This window comes from Martinezella lusitana, from assembly GCF_010668395.1.
In the GTDB taxonomy this organism is placed as follows: Bacteria; Pseudomonadota; Alphaproteobacteria; order Rhizobiales; family Rhizobiaceae; genus Rhizobium; species Rhizobium lusitanum_A.
In genome coordinates this window covers 55,619-73,641 of record NZ_WUEY01000029.1, presented here as the reverse complement: position 1 = coordinate 73,641, position 18,023 = coordinate 55,619, and the positions used below count along the sequence as shown (strand labels likewise).

Below are 18,023 nucleotides of genomic sequence, written 5' to 3'. Positions count from 1 at the left end.
CCTCGGCGGCATCGTCGTCAAGGCGGGTCTATCGAAGGCCGACCGTGCCTTTCTGCTCGGTGGCCTGCTCGAACTGGCGAGACTGGCGGCAGGCTCGCCGGAACATCGGCGGCTGCGCGATATCGGCGAAGAGGCGTTCAAGGCGCCTTCGCCTTTGCTATCTACGGTGCGAGGCGAAATCCCTTCGCTGCCAGCGCAGTCCTGTATGGAAGGACCACACGTCGACGGGATACTTCGATCAGTCGAAGCGCTCACCGTCGATGCGATCTGCTGCAAGGATCGCGTCGAGAAGGCCTGGAAAACGGGCCTGGAGCGCCTCCCGTCGCAAGGAGATCAGGCGGAATTGCGCTTCCTTGCGCACGCTGATGACCCCCGCTTCGCGCAGCCTGTTGAAATGATAGGTCAAATTGGATTTGCTCGCACAATCCACAAAACTTGAGCATGCCGCTTCGGGTTGATTGGCGAGCCGTGCGACGATCTGGCGTCGGGTCGGCTCGCTCAGCGCTTCGAGCACTGCGGAAAGATCGACGACGTCATCGCCGGGGTGACTTGGACTACGCATGGTCAGCAAGCATAAGGCTTCATAGTACAATAATCAATGAACTATTTGACAATACCGCTACCTTGTCTTAGTTCAATAACCATTGAACCAGGAGACAGGCATATGGCTGCAATCAATGTTCTTTCCCGCCTCTACGTCTCAAGCATTGATCAAGGTCTGCGCGACCTGAAACACATCACCGATGCGCCGGTCACGATCAGGTTCCGCTACGGAACCTTGGAATTGGCATCGGTTGGCGCCTTCCTGCTGATTGCAGGCAATGAGGCGGACCTCGCGCCTTACCGCGAGACGCAAGCGACCGCGACAGTCGAAAACCTCAAGGACATGCAGTCGAAATTCGAGGCGGAGGGCGCTGCCGTGCTGGTCGCGCCGCAGGATGTACCGACCGGACGAAATATGACTGTTCGCCATGCCGCTGGCGCCGTCATCGAATATGTCCAGCTCGATTACAGAAAGCTTTCCGCGCTCCCGCGATAACCAGGTTAGGAGGGCGATCGGGTTGGCATCGTTCTTCTATCCCGAACCCTTGCAATGGAACCAAGCATCTCGTATTTGAGATTAATGGATACTATAGGAAACGACACTGAAGCGCGTATTGCCGAGCGCATTCGCTATGAGCGCGAAGCCAGAGGATGGTCGTTGGCGGATCTTGCAGCCCGATCGTCGGTCTCCAAGGCAGCTATCAGCAAGATTGAAAGACGCGATAATAGCCCGACTGCCGGCAATCTCGTCAAAATTGCGGGAGCCTTCGATCTGACGCTCGCCGGACTCTTGCTGCGGGCGGAAGGCGAGATGCCGCGGCTTGTGCGCCACGCCGATCAGGCCATTTGGCGTGATCCGGAAACTGGGTATTTGAGGAGGCAGATGTTCGTGCGTCCAGATCACCCGGTAGAGATCGCAAGGATCGAGTTGCCGGCTGGGCAAAGTGTGACGCTCCCAGCATCGTCCTACGCGTTCATCCGGCAGGTCGTTCTAATGGTCGCCGGCGAACTCACCATCACCGAGGGTTCAGCTGAGATGACACTCTTTGCCGGCGATAGTCTCGGTTTCGGCGTGCCCGCCGACGTCACTTTTTCCAACCAGAGCGGCGAAGGCTGCACCTATCTGGTCGTTCTTTCTCGATCGTAGGAATGTCAGATGTTGATCATGTTCGGCGGCCTTCCAGGAACAGGCAAAACTACGATCGCGAGAAAGTTGGCAATGCGGCTTCCCGCGACGTATCTGCGCGTTGATGAGATCGAACACGCCATCAGCGCCAACCTGGGCCAGGATATCGGGACGGCCGGATATGCCGTTGCCGAAGCGCTCGCTCGTTCCAACATTCAAAATGGCGCTTCCGTTATCGTCGATGCCGTCAATCCGGTGCCGGAGAGCCGGGAGGCGTGGCGTGCCATTGCGGCGGAAAGCGCGAAGCCTTTCTTGGCCATCGAACTGCTATGCGGCGACCCGGCCGAGCATCGACGGCGTATAGAGGAGCGACAAGCAGATATTCCAGGCTTTCGTCTTCCGACCTGGGAGGCTGTCGTGACTCGACATTATGCGCCTTGGGCTGATCCTCATCTGGTGATTGATACGGCGCGGATTGGTATGAGGGAGGCGCTCGCCAACTTGGAGACCGAGATCGACGCGACCGTTCATGCATGGCGCGCATCACAGGAATAGCACTGAGTTCGTCGTTCAATATGCAGCGCCGTGCATGGCCGTTACTGAATTTGAATGTCGCGATCGGAGATGACCTATGCAAATCAAAGAGGGAATGCTCGACGACGCGCGCGTGATCGCATTGCTTGAGACTCATCTGAGAACAGCCAGGGTCGAGGCCGCTCCCGGAAGTGCTCGCGCACTCGGCCTCAGTGGATTGAAGACACCCGACATCCGCTTCTGGTCCATTTGGGATGCCGAAACGCTTCTCGGCGTCGGGGCGTTGAAACATCTGAATGGAGGACACGGCGAGCTCAAATCCATGCATGTCGCGAGCGACGCTCGACGGCGAGGCATGGGTGGCAAACTTCTGCAGCATATCCTGTCGGAAGCAAGGTCCAGCGGTCTCTCAAGGCTCGGCCTCGAGACGGGCTCGTGGGATTACTTCCGCCCGGCTGTCGCCCTTTATTCAACTCATGGATTTTCTCATTGCGAACCGTTTGGCGACTACCGGCCCGAGCCCAACAGCATTTTCATGACGCTCAGCTTCAGCGACCAAACCGCCAATGCAGCAGCAGAGGTGGAAGCCGATGGTTGACATATCGATCGAGACACCGGAGCAAACAGACGAGCGGCTGTCCCAAGTCATCAGGCTCGCCACCTTAACCAGATTCGATGGTTCGTATACTTTCGAGGAATTTTCTTCCCGGGACCTGGCGACCCGACTGGCCGAGGAGGCCCTTGCCCTCGTTCGCGACGGCACCCACTGGAGCCAGCTCGTTCGTGCCTCCATGGACACCGCGGAAATTTTCACCGTGTTCCAATTTCACTTCAAGCAGGGATTGGACAACAGCGGCTTTGTCGGCTGGCTAGCATCGCTGCTCAAGCATCGGTTCGGTACGGGAGTCTTTGTCATCTGTGGACAGAACAGCTCCGCGGGCGGCATTCACGACTATTGGGGTTGTCCGGCAATCGTCGGCACCGCTGTTCTGGAGGTGATCGATGCACTTATGGATCGCTCTGTAGCACCGTCGTCCTCACAGTCGTCGGTAAGGGGAGAGATATGACAGAGCTTGACGATTTGAGGCGCGCTGCGATTGCCTGGTGCGACGCCTGGAACCGGCGCGACCTGGATTCGGTAATGGCTCATTATGCCGATGCGGTGGAGTTCAATTCGCCGACAGTACGGGAGCGGTGGGGACGCAATGACGGATGGCTGCGTGGCAAGGATGAACTGCGGGCCAATTTCGCAATTGGCATTGCCAAGGAGGGACTGCATTTCGAGTTCATCGACATCCTGTATGGAGCCAACGCAACCTGCATCCTCTATCGACGCGAGAATGGCGCCATCGTGGCAGATCTTGTCGAGTTCGATGGCTCTAGACACGCCATCCGTGTCGTTGCGTGCTACGGTATGCCGCGCGACCGGTGAATCCATGGGAGGCATCGCTCAGTGGCAGCCGCAAAGCTGGAGCGCCGCTTCTTTCGAAGGAACGGTGAAACTCACGATCAGCGACCAGGCGCGTGGCGTGCGTCAGGCTCTCGGCCGCAACATCAGGGCTGCGGCCACCGACCACATTGCTTATGCGGCGCCATGATCGAAAGGCACCTGCCGCCAGGGCGCGCCTACGAGCATACTTGATCCTTAGGGCGCTGACCAACATTGAGACGGAAGGCATTGGGGCAGTTTGCAATCAACTGTGCTGGATCCGGATATCCGCGTTGGGAGATCGGATCCCTTGGACCGGAGGCGTTAGCCTTCTCTTGCGATAGACGGGCAAACAACGGAATGACAACCCGTCCCCGACATGGCATTCCAGGTCGGGGCAGCTTTTAAAAGACATAAAAGGAATGGCGTCTGATCTATGGCCTCAGATCCTGCGCTGCCCAATCAAGGTAGGCACGACACAAAGTATCATTCCGACTGCGGCAAACAATAATGCAAGCTGGATGCCGGACGCCGTTGCGACCTCGGAAGAGTAATCGTGCTCCAGGGCCAGAGACCTTCCATTGGCCGTTGCGATCAGAACCGCCAGCCCGACCGCGTTACCGACGCTCAGCGTCGTCGAGGCGATACCCGAGGCAATCCCCTGCTCCTCGTCGCGGACGCCGGTCGCGGCCATGATCCACATGGCGGTCCACACAATTCCCTGTCCGATCCCCGAGACGACCAATCCGGGTAAAGCGTGAAGATAATGTCCTTCAGCCGTTGCTGCTAAAGCCAGCATGACGGTACCGACGGCTCCGATCAGAATTCCAGTGAACAGCGCCCGGCGCGACGACTGGCGCGTCGCCATCCTGGCTCCGAACTGCGTCCCCGCCATGATCGCCACGGAGGGGGCGACGAATGCAAATCCGGTCTGCAACGCCGTGAAATGCTGGACATCCTGAAAGAGAACTGTCTCGAAATACGGAAGGGCGCCAAAGGAGGCCATATAGAGAAAAGTGATGATTGCCCCGCCGACTACATTCCGGTTGCGGAAAAGACGCAATGGCATCAACGGAACGACGCTCATCGCCTCAATAAAAACGAAGAGAACCAGCAGTGCTGCGCAAAGCACTAGGCTCCAGACGATAGCAGGTGTCGTCCATCCGAATTCTGGCCCCTGCACCAGGGAGAAAACCAGAAGAGTAGCGCCAGCCGTTGCGGTCAAGGCGCCGGGTAGATCGAAGCCCCTGCGTTCAACCGAGAGCCTGTCTTTCGGGATGAAGGCGACGGCTCCCGCGATGACGATGGCGGCAAGCACGACGTTGACGAAGAAGATCGCAGGCCAGCCCCACAATGCCGTCAGGAATCCTCCCGCAAGCGCGCCGATCGTGAGGCCACTGGCTCCCGCCCCTCCCCAGACCGCAAGCGCCTTGTTGCGCTCCGCACCTTCGACGAAAAGCCGGTTTACGAGTGAGAGGGTCGCTGGGAAGAGAAAGGCGGCTCCAATGCCCTGTACAGCTCGAGCCGTAACAACGACTGCGGGCGACCATGCCAGTCCACCGGCAAAGGAGGATACCGCATAAAGGTACAGCGCAAAGATGAACATCCGCCGCTGACCCATGAGGTCGGCAGCCCTGCCGCCCAGCAAAAGCATGCCGCCGCAGAGCACCATATAGGCACTGATCACCCATTGCAGCGTCTGGCTGGAAAAGCCCAGGCCCTTCCCGATTTTCGGAAGAGCGACGAAAACGATGTTGATATCCAGAGAATAGATGAGTTGGGCAAAGGCGAGGAACACCAGGGCTCCAAGCTTCCAGCCTTCAATTCGCGAAGCCGCGCGTGCGGCGCTGTGTGCGACGACCATCGACAAAGCCTTTCCAAATTGTTTGTCGATTGACAAAGAATCCAGACTTGCTTTCGCCCGTCAAGCTAATTATTGATTGATTGACAAAGAAAGGACGAACATGGCAGGCAGACCGCGGGAGTTCGACCGAAACCAGGCTCTGCGCAGGGCGCTCGATCTTTTCTGGCAGCGCGGCTATGAGGGCGTATCAATGGCTGACCTCGTCCAGACCCTTGGACTCGCGTCCGCACGGATCTACGCCGCCTTCGGTTCGAAAGAGGCGCTATTCCGGGAGGCCGTCGAACTCTATGACCGAGAGGAGGGCGGATTTGGCGATCGAGCTCTTCGCGAGGAACCGTCTGTTTTACGCGCCTTCGAACGAATGCTAGAAGAAGCGATCGAACTTTATGCACGGGTTGGACGGCCGAACGGATGTTTTGTCGTTTCGGCCGCGACGAACTGTACGACGGAAAACGAAAGTGTCAGGCGCTTGCTGGAGGGATACCGGAGCAGACGCACGGCATCGCTCGTAGAATGTCTGAACGAGGCGATCAAAGCCGGGCGGCTACAGCCTGAAGCAGACGCTCAGATGCTAGGCGACTATTACGCGACGGTCCTGCACGGTCTGTCCGTGCAAGCAAGGGACGGCGTATCTTCGGAGCGGTTGCGAGCCACTTTACCGTTGCTGATGCTGCCTCTGCAGCCATACGTGCCTTAATGGCCGCCTGCCCTGCTGGGATGGGAAAATGGCACCCCTTAACAAAGGCCAGAAGCTCCTTGTTTGTAGTGACTTGGTCATCGCGGTAAAAGATGCGTACGGCTCATACCGCACAATCAATTGCGCGGACCCATCCGTTCTTGAGCATTCCGACATTCGACAGACAGTAAATCAATAAATCGATAGATCGAGAATGTCATGCGTAGCGCGGCGGGTACCGAGGTGGTTATCTCACGAAATGCCGCCATCCCGGAGCATACTAAACGGCGCCTCAAACTTGCGCTGTGCGTACTCTTATAAACTCGGCAAACAGCTTCAAATGACGCGTCATCAGCCTATTGCTTGAGTAATACAGGTAAAAGCCGGCAAAAGGTGGCAGCCAGTCTTGTAGGACCTGACATAGTGCACCCGACCGGACAAGGGACTCCGCGTCTAAATCCAGCACATAGGCTAGACCCATACCATTGACGGCAGCTTGCAGCATCATCCCCGTGTCATTGGCGCTTAGCGGTCCGTCGACCGAAATGACTATTGATTGGCCAGCTTTTTCGAACTCCCAGCGATAAATCCCTCGCGTTCCTGGCCAGCGAAAACGAATGCAAGGAAGTTTCTTGAGGTCGTGAGGCGTGGTTGGAACTCCCAGCCGGTCAATCAGCGCCGGACTACCGACAACCACTGCCTTCCGCTGTTTTCCTAGTTTGATCGCAACCATATCTTTTTCGATCGTGTCGCCAAGGCGAATGCCTGCATCGAAACGGCCACCAACAATGTCTGCGAACATGTCATCGATGGTAATATCGAGTTCTATGAATGGATAAGCGTGATGAAAGGCCTGAAGTATTGGCCCGACAATGTGCATCGCAGCTACTCGTGAGGAGTTTATCCGCAACGTGCCGCGTACCTCTTGATCTGAGGCCGCTACCCTGGAAACAGCATGATCAAGGCCGTCGAACAGCGGAGCGAGAGCGTCTAAAAGGATACGTCCAGGCTCCGTGAGTGAGACGCTTCGCGTGTTCCGGTTGAGAAGCCTCGCGCCCAGCCGTTGCTCCAGTTCGCGCATGCGTTGACTCAATGCTGACGGGGATACTCCGAGGCTTCTTGCCGCCGCAGAGAAACTACCAAATTCCGCGATCGTCGCAAAAGCCCTGAGGTCGGCGAATTCGCTACCACGCATTATAGCTCATAAACTTAAAGGCGATTAAAGATAATACGGCATTCTCTTATCAGTGCTGCCTCGTCTAAGTAAAGGGGGCTCGCAAGATGTCGGGTCGAACCAAAGCATCTAAAGTTGGAGAACACATGCGCATCGTCATTATCGGCGCCTCCGGAACGATCGGACGCAGACTTTCAAACGATCTTAAAGGACGGCATGAGATTATCACGGCAGGGCGCACCAGCGGGATGCTGGCCGTGGACATTGCGCACTCTGAGAGCATTCGCGAGATGTTCGAGAAAGTAGGTCCTGTAGACGCGTGTGTCTGCGTCGCCGCTTCTGGCGCTATGGACGATTTTGAGAAGTTGACTGCTTCAGATCTCTGCGCCAATCTTCGTTCCAAACTCGTCGGCCAAATCGACGTCGTGCTGACAGGCAAGAATTATATCTCAGATAATGGGTCCTTCACGTTGACCAGCGGGATTTTTGCTGACGAAGCGTGGCCGGGTGTCACTGGGGGCGCCGTCATTAGTGGCGGCCTACATAGCTTCGTTTTGTCTGCAGCGATCGAACTCAATCGCGGCTTGCGTGTGAATGTGGTCAGTCCCAGTATGGTGAATGATTCGATCGATGACTTTGGGCATTTGTTTCCCGGCCTTAAACCCGTTTCGATGGAGCAGTTGGTCGCAGCGTACGTGGATTGCATCGAAGGCCGTCTGACGGGGCAGGTTATCAAAGTATACTAAGACTTGGCTCCTTTCCCTGCAGAAGGGTAAGCCGAGTTCTTGATATGTCAGCACGAAAATGGAGAACAGTGTGTCTTACTTAGAAGACATCGACGTCGCACACGCCGCCCTATTGATCATGCATTATCAAGCAGACGTCTTTTCGATTTTGCAAAACGATATCCCGGCAGACCTACTTGGCCGTACTAATTCATTGATTGCGGACTGGCGCACCACAGGTAGCTCTGTCGTGTTCGCGAATTTCGCTATCGACTACGGATCTTCCCATGAAAATAACATGCTGATCAACAACATCATGAAGACTGGCTTTTTTCGAGATCCTGCGCCCGTCGACGGGTTGAATATGGTCGAAGGCGACCTGCGATATGCTTGTCCGCGCGCCAACGTCTTTCATAGGACCTCGTTAGATCACGATTTGCAGGTGGAAGGCATCAAGACGCTGGTCATGGCCGGTGTCGCTAGCAGCGGAGTCCTCTTCTCTACCGTCGGATGGGCAAGCGATGCGGACTACAAAATCTATATCGTGCGCGACTGTTGTTACGATCCAGATCCAGTGGCGCACGAGGCGCTTTTCCGCACCAGTTTCGCGACACGGGCCACAATTCTTTGATTGATGAAGTGTTTGATCGATGAGCGACGGCTTCGGGACGAAATGCCCCAAGACTCGCCGCCCAGCCCAGCGGGTCACATCCTGTCTAGATCTAGCCGCAACTCAAGAAGCGGCTGTTCCCACTCTCGAGCTTGGCACGAAAAAAACTACGGGCGAATACTTAAGAGTGCGACGCGCCACCGGAGCGGCTTGCCGAAAGCCCAAGCACGAAGATCCGCGTTGGCTCCCTGCAAGGTATGTCGAACGAGCCGCAAGGCAGCGCGAGTGTTGAGTACTAATCTTGAGGCGCGGTCTGTTTGTTGACCAGGAGCGGCGGTTTGCGATCCACTTCTGTTCCACCCGCTAAATCGATTTCATCGAATGCGTGACGAGACCCGGCCGAATCCCTCGCATGGTCCGCCTTCGGCCGGGTCCTTCTGCACTGGGGGACTGCAGCATCGGTTTCGACTTATCCAGGCTTTCCCGATTCGAGAAATACACTTCTGATATCGGAGGTTTACATGCAGTCTGTTTGTTGAATGAATTGCACCGAGTTGGTGCTTTCCCCATGCCATGAACCATGTCGATGAGCGCACCGGAACCAAATAACCTATTTATCTTGCGGGGCGCCGATGCCTTTGCGCTTCATAGGTTGCCATCAGTTTCATCCGCTGACTGTTCGTCATATCACGGCTGAAATCCGTCATTGCCCACAGGACAGCGATGGTCTCAAGCTGGCCCGGATTCGTGATGCCAGATCGAACCAAATGAATCAGCCGAACAGCGAAACCATCCAGGCAATATTCGCTTTTATCGAACCAAGGCTGCGCCGTCACCAGATCGAATACTCGTTCGACAATCTCCAATTCCTTAGGGCGCAGTGCCCTACCCGCGAGGCGCCGCAAACGCTCCATGCCGTCCCCCAACCGCATACTTCATATAAATTCCCGCGATCAGACACGGAAAGGTGGTAAGTTGATGGGGCTAATACTGAAGATGATGTAGGGCCTACACCTTGACCTACGTCAAAAGGTTGAGCGCCCCGAACTGCCCCCATGTTCTGAAACGCAATGAAAGCCGATGGCCAGAAGATCTTGAATCTCAACCGTCGATAAACTGCTACTATATCCCCTTCAAATTCCGATATCGCAGCAATCGTGCAAGGTTCAAGCTAATGTCTCGTCTTTATCGGCAGGATTGGATATAAAGCCCAAACGCGATAGCCGATATCAAAATTTCAGTTGTAGGTCTCCAAAAGAGACCCGGCACGTCGTCCTCGTGATGTCCGCCGCGCCAGGCCTCCACCGCATATGGCGGTGCGGCGATGTCCAACTAACGCGCGTTTTGAAGTTGGCAAGATACCTTACTCCCTAAGGAGTATCCGGAAGCTGTTGAAAGCTGCCGGCCGGGCCGGGCCAGTGCCGACGGCCCCAACTCCTCGTATTAGCCGCCGTTGGCCGGCCTCTGGTAGCGACAATATTCTGTTCATTTGAAAATATGCCAAGGTTTCCCGGAAGGAGGCAGTTGCTATTTACAGCCGTGATCCTGACGATGCAATTTTTGGAGGGTGGAGAAATGATTAAACTTTATTACATAATTGTTGCGGTTCTCGTCGCAGGCTTGATAGCCCTCACCTAATGTAGCCATCAGCAATTAAAGAAACTTACTAGCAGCATAAAACTAGCACTCGGCATATGCATTTGTACGAAGATGTGCTCTTGCGACAAGGGGAAAACCGCATTTATTACCCTCCTCCCGAGCGCGACCCACTCCATCTACAGAACGAATGCTTCCCAGGCAGCTGCTATTGTCGCCGTGGGCATTTACACACCGGATGACGTGATAAGAGTCGCCGCATGGAACGCGACAGCCAGCTTATCCCTAACAACAGAACTCTCGGTTGGAGGAATGGCGATCCTAGCCAAACCCATTCGTGAAGGTGGCACTATCGGTAACATTTTGCTTGAGGCAATGCGGGGGGCAGTTTCTCACTTCGCCTGACACAAGTATGGTAAAATCGACCGCCGGAACAACAAGCCGCACCGCGCATTTCCAATATGTTGCGCTTTGCCCTAAAGGCCTGAAGAGGAGATAACTATGAACGAAGATACCGTAGATCGCCTCAATACAATCATTCAACAGCTTCACGATCGAGCTCTCGCTCTGTCGCAGTCCACATCCCAGGAAGGCCAGGATCATGCACTGATGATGTCGGCATTGGCGATTTTGACCGAGGCCGTCCGAGCCCTGGATGACGAAGTGGCTCGTCTCGATGGCCCGAGAGGGATTGGCGCGGCGGGCTCCTGAAGCGGCGGGCCGACTTCATAGCGCCCCTGCTACCTTGCTCGTGTCGCGCAGGGCAAGCGCCGATAGTCTACATGGCAAGATCGGACGCCAGGGGCAAAATCCCACGCCAATTGGCCTTCGATTCCTGATTTCAGCGGTAGGCGCTTTTCTACAAAGGCGATAGTGGAATGTTTACGACGTTCCATCTACCGACGATCCAGACGCCGGCAGCCGGGCCTGAGAACTATCCGCCGACAGACCATGGAACGTCGCCGGCAAAGCGATTGCTTATCCAGTCGACAAAGGCGCGTGTCTTGTTGGGAACATGCTGAGAAGAAGAGTGAACGACATAGACGCCGCCCTCGTCGGGAACCGGATAGTCCTCGAGAACGCGAACAAGCTGCTGGTTGACCAGTTCACGACCAACTAGCCAGTCAGTTGCATACAGCAATCCATGGCCGCCAACGGCCGCCAGAACCAGGGCCTCCGCATCGTCAGAGACAAAAGGACCGGATACAGGCACCGAGAGTTGGCCTCTGCCAGGCAGCTTAAATTCCCATAGATAGGGGTTCGCCTTACCTGAGAATATCAGGCAATGATGACTATCAAGCTGTTCGGGTGCGGTCGGAGGAGAATACCGGCTGAGATAGCCGGGGGACGCGACGACCATGCGCTTTCTGTCGGCTAGCTTGCGGCTCACGAGCCGCGAATCCGGCAGGACGCCGAGACGTATCGCCAGGTCGAAACCTTCGCCGATCAGATCTACGAAACGGTTTGAAAAGGACACCTCGAGACGGACATCCGGATACCGCTCCAGGAATTCCACCAGCAGAGGCATAAGCCACATACGACCGAAACTGCCCGGTAATGCAAGCCGCAGACGCCCTCTCGGCTCACCATCCGAAAACCGCTCTGTTTCGGCGCCAGCGGCCAGCAACTCCTGCAGAAGCGGACGAACCCGCCTGAAATAGGCGTCTCCCGCCTCAGTGAGCACGACCCTGCGGGTCGATCGTTCCAGCAGCCGAACCCCGAGCATCTGCTCCAAATTTTGAACTCGCCGCGAAACGATGGTCGCGTCGCGGTTCAAGCGCCGGCCGGCGGCATTGAACGAACCCTCTTCCGCAACGGCGATGAAGGCGGCGAGCATGTCAGGATCGGGAAGCGCGTTCAATTGCTGCATAGAATGCAGTTTTAATCTGCAAAATCAGATCATTCCATAAAAAAAACACAGAGGCCAATATGACGCCGTCGAACATTCCCGAAAGGAAAGCAGATGCGCGCAGTTTTTTTGAATGGCCCTTCGCTTCAGGACCTACAAAAGGTCGAACTTGCTGATCCGGCACCGCCCGGCCGCGGTCAGGTTCTTGTGCGCATGCGGGCCGCCAGTTTGAATTTCATCGATCTTGCCGTTGCCTATGGCCAGTATCCAGGTGTCGGTTACCCGCTCATTCCTATCGCGGACGGAGCAGGTGAGATCGTCGCCGTCGGTGACGACGTAACCGGTCTGAAGATCGGCGATCGTGTCGCCGTCCATCCAAAGGCTCTCTGGACGGCCGGGCGCGGCACCATGGAAAACACGAGCGCGATGCGGGGTGCTACCCTTCCCGGCGCGCTTCGGGAATTTGCGGTCCTTGACGCAGCCTCGATCGTCTGCCTCGCCGGCCATCTCTCCTTCGAACAGGGAGCAGCCTTGCCGATCGCAGCGACCACGGCCTGGAACGCACTCACCTGCGCTGCCGCCGGCCCCGGCTCGACGGTCGTTCTTCTGGGAACCGGGGGTGTCTCCATCTTTGCCCTGCAGCTTGCGAAAGCGCGCGGCGCACGCGTGATCATCACCTCCTCCTCTGATGCGAAACTCGAACAGGCGCGGGCACTCGGAGCAGATGAGACGATCAACTACGCAACGTCACCGGATTGGGATGAGAAGGTCATCCAGTTGACGGGCGGTCGGGGAGCTGATCTCGTGCTCGAAACCGTGGGTTCAGCAACCTTCCCTCGTTCGATCGCCGCCACGCGTCACGGCGGCGTGGTCTTCACGATCGGTTTCATAACCGGCACAAGTACGCAGATCGATCTCATGCCGATCATTGTCAACATGCTCCACCTTCAAGGCAACAACACCGGATCGGTGGAGGATCTCGCAAAGACGATGGCAGCGATCGACGCGGCCCATATCGAGCCGGTCCTTGCCGATATATTCCCACTTGATGAATTGGCGGCCGCCTTCGGGAAACTGTCGAGCGGCCCGGTCGGCAAGATCGCCATTAATATCGACTGGTAGTTCGCCTGGGCTCGGTCTGCCGTCTCCATGCGGAAGCCAGCGGGATGTCATAGCATTAGCTTCACAACGTCACTGCCAGCCGTATCCGCGCATGTCGTCTGACGACCCTGCGGGACATGGCGAACGTTGCAGCTTTCATGGCCTGGGATGCAGCGAGCGCTATGACCGCGGTACCGCTGGTCTCTACCTTGGCAGCACGACGATCAGTGCGGCGCGAAAAGCGGAGTCGGCGGTCCTAAGAACCATACGGCACTGCCACTATTCGACAAGCACACCGTCCGTGCGCAGGAACCGGTTCAATCCATCGACAAAGAGCCGGACCTTCCTCGGTATATAGCGATTAAGGATAGACGGCCTGGATGGCCTGGGGCTCGTGGTGCCAATCGGAAAGTACGCGCTCAAGCCTACCAGCAGCGATCATCGGTTCCAGAAGCACGTCATGAACGAGACCGATGCCCATGCCGGAAGCAATCGCCTCGCAGATAAGATGTGAATTGTCGGAGCGGAGGACCGGCTTGACCGCCACATCGGCAACCTCTCGCTCTGAGCGTATCAAACGGATCTGTTCCGCACCCCGCAAGTGGGAGCGCACCACGTAATTGTGGTATCCAAGGTCTTCGGGCCGTTGCGGCCGTCGAGATAGCGAGGCGCTGTTGCGTAGAGTTGCTTGCCAAGCCGCCGCCTCACTCGCGCTCTCTGCGAGGCTCGAAATTGACAAGCAGAGACTTCAGCTCGATCTCGCGCACTCGCCGGGCTGCCTCGTCGGGGCTCATCCACTCCAGCCGCCGTTGTCCGCGCTCCTTGAAGTTGATCCTGACCTCCTTCACTTCCAGCTGAAAGATTTCCACCAAACACGGCACAACCCTGCCGTCGTCGAGGTCCTTCAGGTAGGTATATCGACCAATTGCTGATCTCCACACCTTTCCGCAAACCCCAGCCTCTTGCCGGGCCTCGATCTCGGCAGCTTCGTGGGGTTCCTTGCCCTTCATCGGCCATCCCTTCGGCAGGATCCAGCGCCCACTGTTGCGCGATGTGATTACCAGAATTTCGAAGCCGTAACCGCCATCGATGTAACGAAAGCAAAGTGCGCCGTACTGGTTACGGAATGCCTCTGCGAACAACTGCTTCGGCGTGCGCGCGAGCTGCTGCAACAAATGCGCTGGCTTTGGTGATACAGGCTTAGCGTCGCTTTTTTTCGACTTCATATTATCCCCAAGACTGTCAGATTCTTGTCGGTGCCTCAATCATCGTTGCGAATTTGCTTGATGCCGTAGCCAATCATAGCCTCAAAGGCGTGCCACCGGCGAGAGGTAGCCTGGGCTCCGCGGGCCTCTAAGTGGCTTGAGCACACGTCAAATTCTACACCGTGTCAAACCTTCAATTTCGACAGCAACCCAGCCGAGGCGGAAACCTCATTCATCAAAAAAGCGGGACGCGCCAGAAAAAGGTCTACTCCAACTCCGGCCTTAGCCTGCTCTCAACCAGAAGACCGCTCTCGTCGAGGATCGGATAAGCAACCGAGACGATATGGGCGTTGATACGCTTAAGGTCGCGCAAAATGTCCAGATGGAGCGAACTCGTCTGCAGACTTTCGACACGCCCATGACGCAGCCGCTCAAGATGTCGACCCGACGATCGCTTCTCCATGCGCCGCACCTCGACCTTCACCTCCATCATCTGCTTCGCAAGGTTGAAGTCGCGGATGACGAAGATCGTCTGTGCCATACGCAGATTGTAGATCGTAAGACGGAACAACTTGGTGAGTTCCTCATAGCCATCATCAGAAAACCTCAAGCCTTGGCCAATCTTCTTGGCAACCTGAGGCATAAGGCCTTTCTCGACAATATCCCCGATATGCTTGAGATTGATGGCATAGTCGATAATAATGATCGAGCGGTTGGCATTATCTTGCTTGAGATCCTGTCGGCCCAGCTTAGACAGATAGACTTTGATTTCACGCTGAAGAGTGTCGACCTCTTGTTCAAATCCCACTACCTCCGTGATCTTCGATAAGTCATTTCGTTCAAATGCATCCGAAACACGAATGAGCATTCGTTCTACGAGGTCTCCGACGCCGAGCGTCTCGCGCGTTGCACTGGCGAGCGCCACGATCGGTGTCGAAAGCTCACGTTGGTCGAGATATCTTGGACCTTTGTCTGACGGAGGTTCTTCAGGAACCAATCGGAGCATGAGCTGCGATAGGGGACGCGAGAATGGCGACAAAAGAACTGCCAGCATGAGGTTGAATCCCAGATGAGCATCGACCGGCAATCGCGTTGGCGCAAGAGGCAACATCACCAGCAACCCGCCACCCCACCCCGCGAGGGCAAGAGCAATGGCACAACCGACGGCACGCACGATGAGATTCCCCAAGGTAACCCGTTTGGCCGACGGCGTGGCGCGCAACGATGCGATCACGGGTGGGAATGCCCCGCCCAGATTAGCGCCAAGAACCAGCACGACAATCAGACCCGTAGACAGGATGCCGGTCGACGCCAGCGACAGGATCAGGACGACAGCAGCCAGGCTTGAGGACGAGACGAAGGCAACGACAGCGCTCAATATGAGCGCAACTGGCCACGCATTGTCGAGTAGCCCGATGAAGGCGGCAAGAGCCGGCGACTGTCGCATCGGTTCCGTCGCGTTGCTGAGAAGATGCAGCGAAAGCAGCATCAAGCCAATACCGATCAGCCCAAGGCCGCAGCCCTGTCGACTGGTCGGACCTCCCTTGTAGAGCACGATACCGATGAGGATCACCAGTGGCGACAACCAATCGATGCCCGTTGCAACGATCCATGCGGTTACCGCGGTTCCCACATTGGCGCCAAGCAACACGATCTGGGCCATGCGCGGCTCGATCAGTTGACGTTCCACGAAGGAGGACGTCATCAGAGCGGTGGCTGTCGAACTCTGGAGGGCGACCGTAGCCACGAAACCGGACGCAAAGGAACGCGGACCGCTGCGGGTCCCGGTTGCAAGGCCGGTTCGCAACTTTGCTCCGAAAGCCCGCGATGCTCCTTCCTTGACCTGAGTAAGCCCGAACAGCAGCAAAGCGATCGCGCCAAAGAGATTGATCATGACGATCGTGGAGGCCATCTTCTTTCCTTAATCTCACTACCCCTCCTCGCACGGAGAGAAGACAGGAGACGTCGCCATCCACGAACAGAGATGAACCACGCGCCGATCAATCCAGTGCTTTCGCCATCTCTATGATCTCTGGCGTCCCGCAAACGAAGTCGAGCTCCGTCGCGAGCCCCTCTGCCTGCCAGTTGATCGTGGTCTGGATGCCGAGTTGATGGAGACAGGGCAGCATCCCAAGAATGTCCCAACTTGGAATTCCGCGGCCGATGTAGCCATCAACGGAGCCTTTGGCGATGTCGATCAGAGAAATGACGGATGAGCCCGTAACGCGGAAGGCGATCTTGAGGTCGCTTGTGACCTGCCGCAGCAAATCCAGCCCTTCTTCGGTCGGAACCTTGGGATGAATGCCGAGGCCGACGGCGGCGCAGCCGCGGTTGAACGGGCGCAGCGCGGCCAAAGCGTTGCCGTTCAGGGAGGGCGGATGCCCCTGTCCGCCGGCGAAGAGCTCGCGTCTTGCCGGCGTGTTCACCACACCGAACGTCGGGACGCCCTGCTCAAGGAGACCAATCGATATACCCCAGCCGTCGCTGCCGCGCACGAAGTTGAACGTCCCGTCGATCGGGTCGATGACCCACACGCGACCGGACTTGCTCTTTATCGTGCTGCCTTCCTCCCCGAATACGCCGTCTTCCGGAAAAGCCAGGGACAACTGATCGCAAATGAAGCGCTCGACGTCCCGATCCGCGGCTGTGACGAGATCGAGTGGACCCTTGGCTTCCACATCGAACAGCGACAGGCCCTTGAAATGCCCCATCGCGACTTCACCCGCCTCGATGGCAATTGTTTTTACGCGTTCATAGTCTTTATTCAATGCTTCAATCCTTTAGCGATCAAGAGAGACAAAACGGGTGTGAACAGCGAACTCGCCCTCTCGGTCGATGCGATAAACGTAATAGGCATAGGGTTGGGAGATGCAGGGGGGCTCATGGCGATCCGCTTCCAGGTCAAGTTCGACCTGGAAGGCCGGACTGCCGCCGACCGAGCAATAGGCACCATTCCAGATCGACTGGTAGGGCCGGTGGATATGACCAGCCAGGATGATCAGCCGTTCGGGATATTCCCGCACCATCGCTGCTAACTCGTCACGCCCTTCCGTGAGCGCGGCATTGTCGAGCGATGCCATGCCCGACGGAAATGGCGGATGATGGAGCAAAACCAGCGTCGGCTCGGGTGTGGCTCGCGTGAGCCGTCCGGCGAGCCACGCAAGGCTTTCCGGCGCGAGAGCCCCCTCGCCCCGCCCCTCGATCAGCGTGTCGAGCGCCAGCACTCTCAGACCTGCGGTCCGCGTCTCGTAGTTGAGAAACGGCCCGTCTTCGAACGGAAGCGTGTCGGCGAAGGCTGCGCGCAGCGTCCGGCGCTTGTCGTGATTGCCGGGCACCATGAAGACTGGAACCTGCAGCCGCGACAATATCTCCTTCAACAGCGCGTAGTCTTCCTGCGAGCCGCCATCCGTCAGATCTCCGGTAAAGGCGATTGCATCGAGCGCGGGCGTGAAGTTTGCGAGGTCCTGGACCACACGGCGCGCGACGTCGGCTATATCCAGCCTGACCTGACGGGTTTCAGGCTGACTGGAGAAGACGTGGAAATCGGAAATGTGAGCTATCAGCATGATGTAAATCTCCTTCTGCGGCCTC

General features: G+C 56.9%; 22 protein-coding genes and 1 pseudogene. 13 read left to right on the top strand and 10 right to left on the bottom strand.

The window, feature by feature from the left end; translation table 11 throughout:
* Window positions 1-151 (top strand): annotated as a pseudogene (locus GR212_RS33085) (conjugal transfer protein TraD); the annotation flags it as partial.
* 87 nt (window positions 152-238) lie between these two features.
* On the opposite strand, the gene GR212_RS33080 reads toward GR212_RS33085, so the two are convergent.
* Window positions 239-562, bottom strand: coding sequence for an ArsR/SmtB family transcription factor (locus tag GR212_RS33080; protein WP_163993619.1), 324 nt, complete (start codon window positions 560-562; stop codon window positions 239-241).
* 102 nt (window positions 563-664) lie between these two features.
* Here GR212_RS33080 and GR212_RS33075 point away from each other — a divergent pair, with 102 nt between their 5' ends.
* The 7 genes from GR212_RS33075 (at window position 665) to GR212_RS33045 (ending at window position 3,801) form a co-directional block, all read left to right on the top strand.
* On the top strand, window positions 665-1,039 hold the full coding sequence (locus GR212_RS33075; protein ID WP_163993605.1) for a hypothetical protein: 375 nt from the start codon (window positions 665-667) through the stop codon (window positions 1,037-1,039).
* Window positions 1,040-1,093: 54 nt separating this feature from the next.
* Window positions 1,094-1,690, top strand: coding sequence for a helix-turn-helix domain-containing protein (locus GR212_RS33070; RefSeq protein ID WP_432444426.1), 597 nt, complete (start codon window positions 1,094-1,096; stop codon window positions 1,688-1,690).
* 9 nt (window positions 1,691-1,699) lie between these two features.
* Window positions 1,700-2,224, top strand: coding sequence for an AAA family ATPase (locus tag GR212_RS33065; protein ID WP_163993587.1), 525 nt, complete (start codon window positions 1,700-1,702; stop codon window positions 2,222-2,224).
* A gap of 94 nt (window positions 2,225-2,318) precedes the next feature.
* Window positions 2,319-2,801: a GNAT family N-acetyltransferase gene (locus tag GR212_RS33060; RefSeq protein ID WP_348643586.1), complete on the top strand. Its 483-nt coding sequence runs from the start codon at window positions 2,319-2,321 to the stop codon at window positions 2,799-2,801.
* The gene (locus GR212_RS33055; protein ID WP_163993583.1) at window positions 2,794-3,270 is read left to right on the top strand and encodes a DUF6196 family protein; all 477 of its coding nucleotides are present in this window, start codon (window positions 2,794-2,796) and stop codon (window positions 3,268-3,270) included. Before GR212_RS33060 ends, GR212_RS33055 begins: the two co-directional genes overlap by 8 nt.
* Complete coding sequence (locus tag GR212_RS33050; protein WP_163993580.1) at window positions 3,267-3,635, top strand: YybH family protein; 369 nt, start codon at window positions 3,267-3,269, stop codon at window positions 3,633-3,635. The genes GR212_RS33055 and GR212_RS33050 overlap by 4 nt, the downstream gene beginning before the upstream one ends.
* A gap of 4 nt (window positions 3,636-3,639) precedes the next feature.
* Window positions 3,640-3,801: a hypothetical protein gene (locus GR212_RS33045; RefSeq protein ID WP_163993577.1), complete on the top strand. Its 162-nt coding sequence runs from the start codon at window positions 3,640-3,642 to the stop codon at window positions 3,799-3,801.
* Window positions 3,802-4,074: 273 nt separating this feature from the next.
* Here the strand turns inward: GR212_RS33045 and GR212_RS33040 are convergent, their stop codons facing one another.
* Window positions 4,075-5,496, bottom strand: a complete 1,422-nt coding sequence (locus tag GR212_RS33040; protein WP_163993575.1) for an MFS transporter — start codon at window positions 5,494-5,496, stop codon at window positions 4,075-4,077.
* A 100-nt stretch (window positions 5,497-5,596) separates the two neighbouring features.
* Between GR212_RS33040 and GR212_RS33035 the strand changes: the two genes are divergently transcribed.
* Window positions 5,597-6,193, top strand: a complete 597-nt coding sequence (locus tag GR212_RS33035; protein WP_163993573.1) for a TetR/AcrR family transcriptional regulator — start codon at window positions 5,597-5,599, stop codon at window positions 6,191-6,193.
* 271 nt (window positions 6,194-6,464) lie between these two features.
* On the opposite strand, the gene GR212_RS33030 is transcribed toward GR212_RS33035, so the two are convergent.
* A complete protein-coding gene (locus GR212_RS33030) occupies window positions 6,465-7,367 on the bottom strand; it encodes a LysR family transcriptional regulator (RefSeq protein ID WP_163993571.1) in 903 nt (300 codons plus the stop codon).
* 125 nt (window positions 7,368-7,492) lie between these two features.
* On the opposite strand from GR212_RS33030, the gene GR212_RS33025 reads away from it, so the two are divergent.
* Both GR212_RS33025 and GR212_RS33020 read left to right on the top strand, forming a co-directional pair.
* Window positions 7,493-8,092, top strand: a complete 600-nt coding sequence (locus GR212_RS33025; protein WP_163993569.1) for a short chain dehydrogenase — start codon at window positions 7,493-7,495, stop codon at window positions 8,090-8,092.
* 70 nt (window positions 8,093-8,162) lie between these two features.
* Window positions 8,163-8,702, top strand: a complete 540-nt coding sequence (locus GR212_RS33020; protein ID WP_204326863.1) for an isochorismatase family protein — start codon at window positions 8,163-8,165, stop codon at window positions 8,700-8,702.
* 593 nt (window positions 8,703-9,295) lie between these two features.
* Here GR212_RS33020 and GR212_RS33015 read toward each other — a convergent pair.
* Window positions 9,296-9,595 carry a hypothetical protein gene (locus GR212_RS33015; RefSeq protein WP_163993567.1) on the bottom strand — a complete coding sequence of 100 codons (300 nt, stop codon included), beginning with the start codon at window positions 9,593-9,595 and terminating at the stop codon, window positions 9,296-9,298.
* A gap of 1,183 nt (window positions 9,596-10,778) precedes the next feature.
* Here GR212_RS33015 and GR212_RS33010 point away from each other — a divergent pair.
* Window positions 10,779-10,988, top strand: a complete 210-nt coding sequence (locus GR212_RS33010; RefSeq protein ID WP_163993565.1) for a hypothetical protein — start codon at window positions 10,779-10,781, stop codon at window positions 10,986-10,988.
* Between the two features lie 223 nt (window positions 10,989-11,211).
* Here GR212_RS33010 and GR212_RS33005 read toward each other — a convergent pair whose 3' ends face one another.
* Entirely contained in the window at window positions 11,212-12,114 is a 903-nt protein-coding gene (locus GR212_RS33005; protein WP_163993563.1) for a LysR family transcriptional regulator, read from the bottom strand.
* Between the two features lie 126 nt (window positions 12,115-12,240).
* Between GR212_RS33005 and GR212_RS33000 the strand changes: the two genes are divergently transcribed.
* A complete protein-coding gene (locus tag GR212_RS33000; protein WP_163993560.1) occupies window positions 12,241-13,248 on the top strand; it encodes a zinc-dependent alcohol dehydrogenase family protein in 1,008 nt (335 codons plus the stop codon).
* A gap of 340 nt (window positions 13,249-13,588) precedes the next feature.
* Here GR212_RS33000 and GR212_RS37585 read toward each other — a convergent pair whose 3' ends face one another.
* The 5 genes from GR212_RS37585 to GR212_RS32975 all read right to left on the bottom strand — a co-directional run bounded on the left by GR212_RS37585 (window position 13,589) and on the right by GR212_RS32975 (window position 17,998).
* On the bottom strand, window positions 13,589-13,966 hold the full coding sequence (locus tag GR212_RS37585) for a LysR substrate-binding domain-containing protein (RefSeq protein ID WP_163993558.1): 378 nt from the start codon (window positions 13,964-13,966) through the stop codon (window positions 13,589-13,591).
* Complete coding sequence (locus GR212_RS32990; protein WP_163993556.1) at window positions 13,932-14,453, bottom strand: NUDIX hydrolase; 522 nt, start codon at window positions 14,451-14,453, stop codon at window positions 13,932-13,934. Before GR212_RS32990 ends, GR212_RS37585 begins: the two co-directional genes overlap by 35 nt.
* A gap of 244 nt (window positions 14,454-14,697) precedes the next feature.
* Window positions 14,698-16,344 (bottom strand): Na/Pi cotransporter family protein, encoded by a 1,647-nt coding sequence (locus GR212_RS32985; RefSeq protein ID WP_163993554.1) that lies wholly within the window; start codon window positions 16,342-16,344, stop codon window positions 14,698-14,700.
* A gap of 88 nt (window positions 16,345-16,432) precedes the next feature.
* Window positions 16,433-17,200 carry an inositol monophosphatase family protein gene (locus tag GR212_RS32980; protein WP_246726165.1) on the bottom strand — a complete coding sequence of 256 codons (768 nt, stop codon included), beginning with the start codon at window positions 17,198-17,200 and terminating at the stop codon, window positions 16,433-16,435.
* A 12-nt stretch (window positions 17,201-17,212) separates the two neighbouring features.
* Window positions 17,213-17,998, bottom strand: coding sequence for a metallophosphoesterase (locus tag GR212_RS32975; protein WP_163993552.1), 786 nt, complete (start codon window positions 17,996-17,998; stop codon window positions 17,213-17,215).
* Window positions 17,999-18,023: the final 25 nt, after the last annotated feature.

What these genes read in the sequence shown, in the direction of transcription:
- GR212_RS33080 (WP_163993619.1), bottom strand. Translation starts at nt 562, where the DNA reads ATGCGTAGTCCAAGTCACCCCGGCGATGACGTCGTCGATCTTTCCGCA.
- GR212_RS33075 (WP_163993605.1), top strand. Translation starts at nt 665, where the DNA reads ATGGCTGCAATCAATGTTCTTTCCCGCCTCTACGTCTCAAGCATTGAT.
- GR212_RS33070 (WP_432444426.1), top strand. Translation starts at nt 1,094, where the DNA reads ATGGAACCAAGCATCTCGTATTTGAGATTAATGGATACTATAGGAAAC.
- GR212_RS33065 (WP_163993587.1), top strand. Translation starts at nt 1,700, where the DNA reads ATGTTGATCATGTTCGGCGGCCTTCCAGGAACAGGCAAAACTACGATC.
- GR212_RS33060 (WP_348643586.1), top strand. Translation starts at nt 2,319, where the DNA reads ATGCTCGACGACGCGCGCGTGATCGCATTGCTTGAGACTCATCTGAGA.
- GR212_RS33055 (WP_163993583.1), top strand. Translation starts at nt 2,794, where the DNA reads ATGGTTGACATATCGATCGAGACACCGGAGCAAACAGACGAGCGGCTG.
- GR212_RS33050 (WP_163993580.1), top strand. Translation starts at nt 3,267, where the DNA reads ATGACAGAGCTTGACGATTTGAGGCGCGCTGCGATTGCCTGGTGCGAC.
- GR212_RS33045 (WP_163993577.1), top strand. Translation starts at nt 3,640, where the DNA reads ATGGGAGGCATCGCTCAGTGGCAGCCGCAAAGCTGGAGCGCCGCTTCT.
- GR212_RS33040 (WP_163993575.1), bottom strand. Translation starts at nt 5,496, where the DNA reads ATGGTCGTCGCACACAGCGCCGCACGCGCGGCTTCGCGAATTGAAGGC.
- GR212_RS33035 (WP_163993573.1), top strand. Translation starts at nt 5,597, where the DNA reads ATGGCAGGCAGACCGCGGGAGTTCGACCGAAACCAGGCTCTGCGCAGG.
- GR212_RS33030 (WP_163993571.1), bottom strand. Translation starts at nt 7,367, where the DNA reads ATGCGTGGTAGCGAATTCGCCGACCTCAGGGCTTTTGCGACGATCGCG.
- GR212_RS33025 (WP_163993569.1), top strand. Translation starts at nt 7,493, where the DNA reads ATGCGCATCGTCATTATCGGCGCCTCCGGAACGATCGGACGCAGACTT.
- GR212_RS33015 (WP_163993567.1), bottom strand. Translation starts at nt 9,595, where the DNA reads ATGGAGCGTTTGCGGCGCCTCGCGGGTAGGGCACTGCGCCCTAAGGAA.
- GR212_RS33010 (WP_163993565.1), top strand. Translation starts at nt 10,779, where the DNA reads ATGAACGAAGATACCGTAGATCGCCTCAATACAATCATTCAACAGCTT.
- GR212_RS33005 (WP_163993563.1), bottom strand. Translation starts at nt 12,114, where the DNA reads ATGCTCGCCGCCTTCATCGCCGTTGCGGAAGAGGGTTCGTTCAATGCC.
- GR212_RS33000 (WP_163993560.1), top strand. Translation starts at nt 12,241, where the DNA reads ATGCGCGCAGTTTTTTTGAATGGCCCTTCGCTTCAGGACCTACAAAAG.
- GR212_RS32990 (WP_163993556.1), bottom strand. Translation starts at nt 14,453, where the DNA reads ATGAAGTCGAAAAAAAGCGACGCTAAGCCTGTATCACCAAAGCCAGCG.
- GR212_RS32985 (WP_163993554.1), bottom strand. Translation starts at nt 16,344, where the DNA reads ATGGCCTCCACGATCGTCATGATCAATCTCTTTGGCGCGATCGCTTTG.
- GR212_RS32975 (WP_163993552.1), bottom strand. Translation starts at nt 17,998, where the DNA reads ATGCTGATAGCTCACATTTCCGATTTCCACGTCTTCTCCAGTCAGCCT.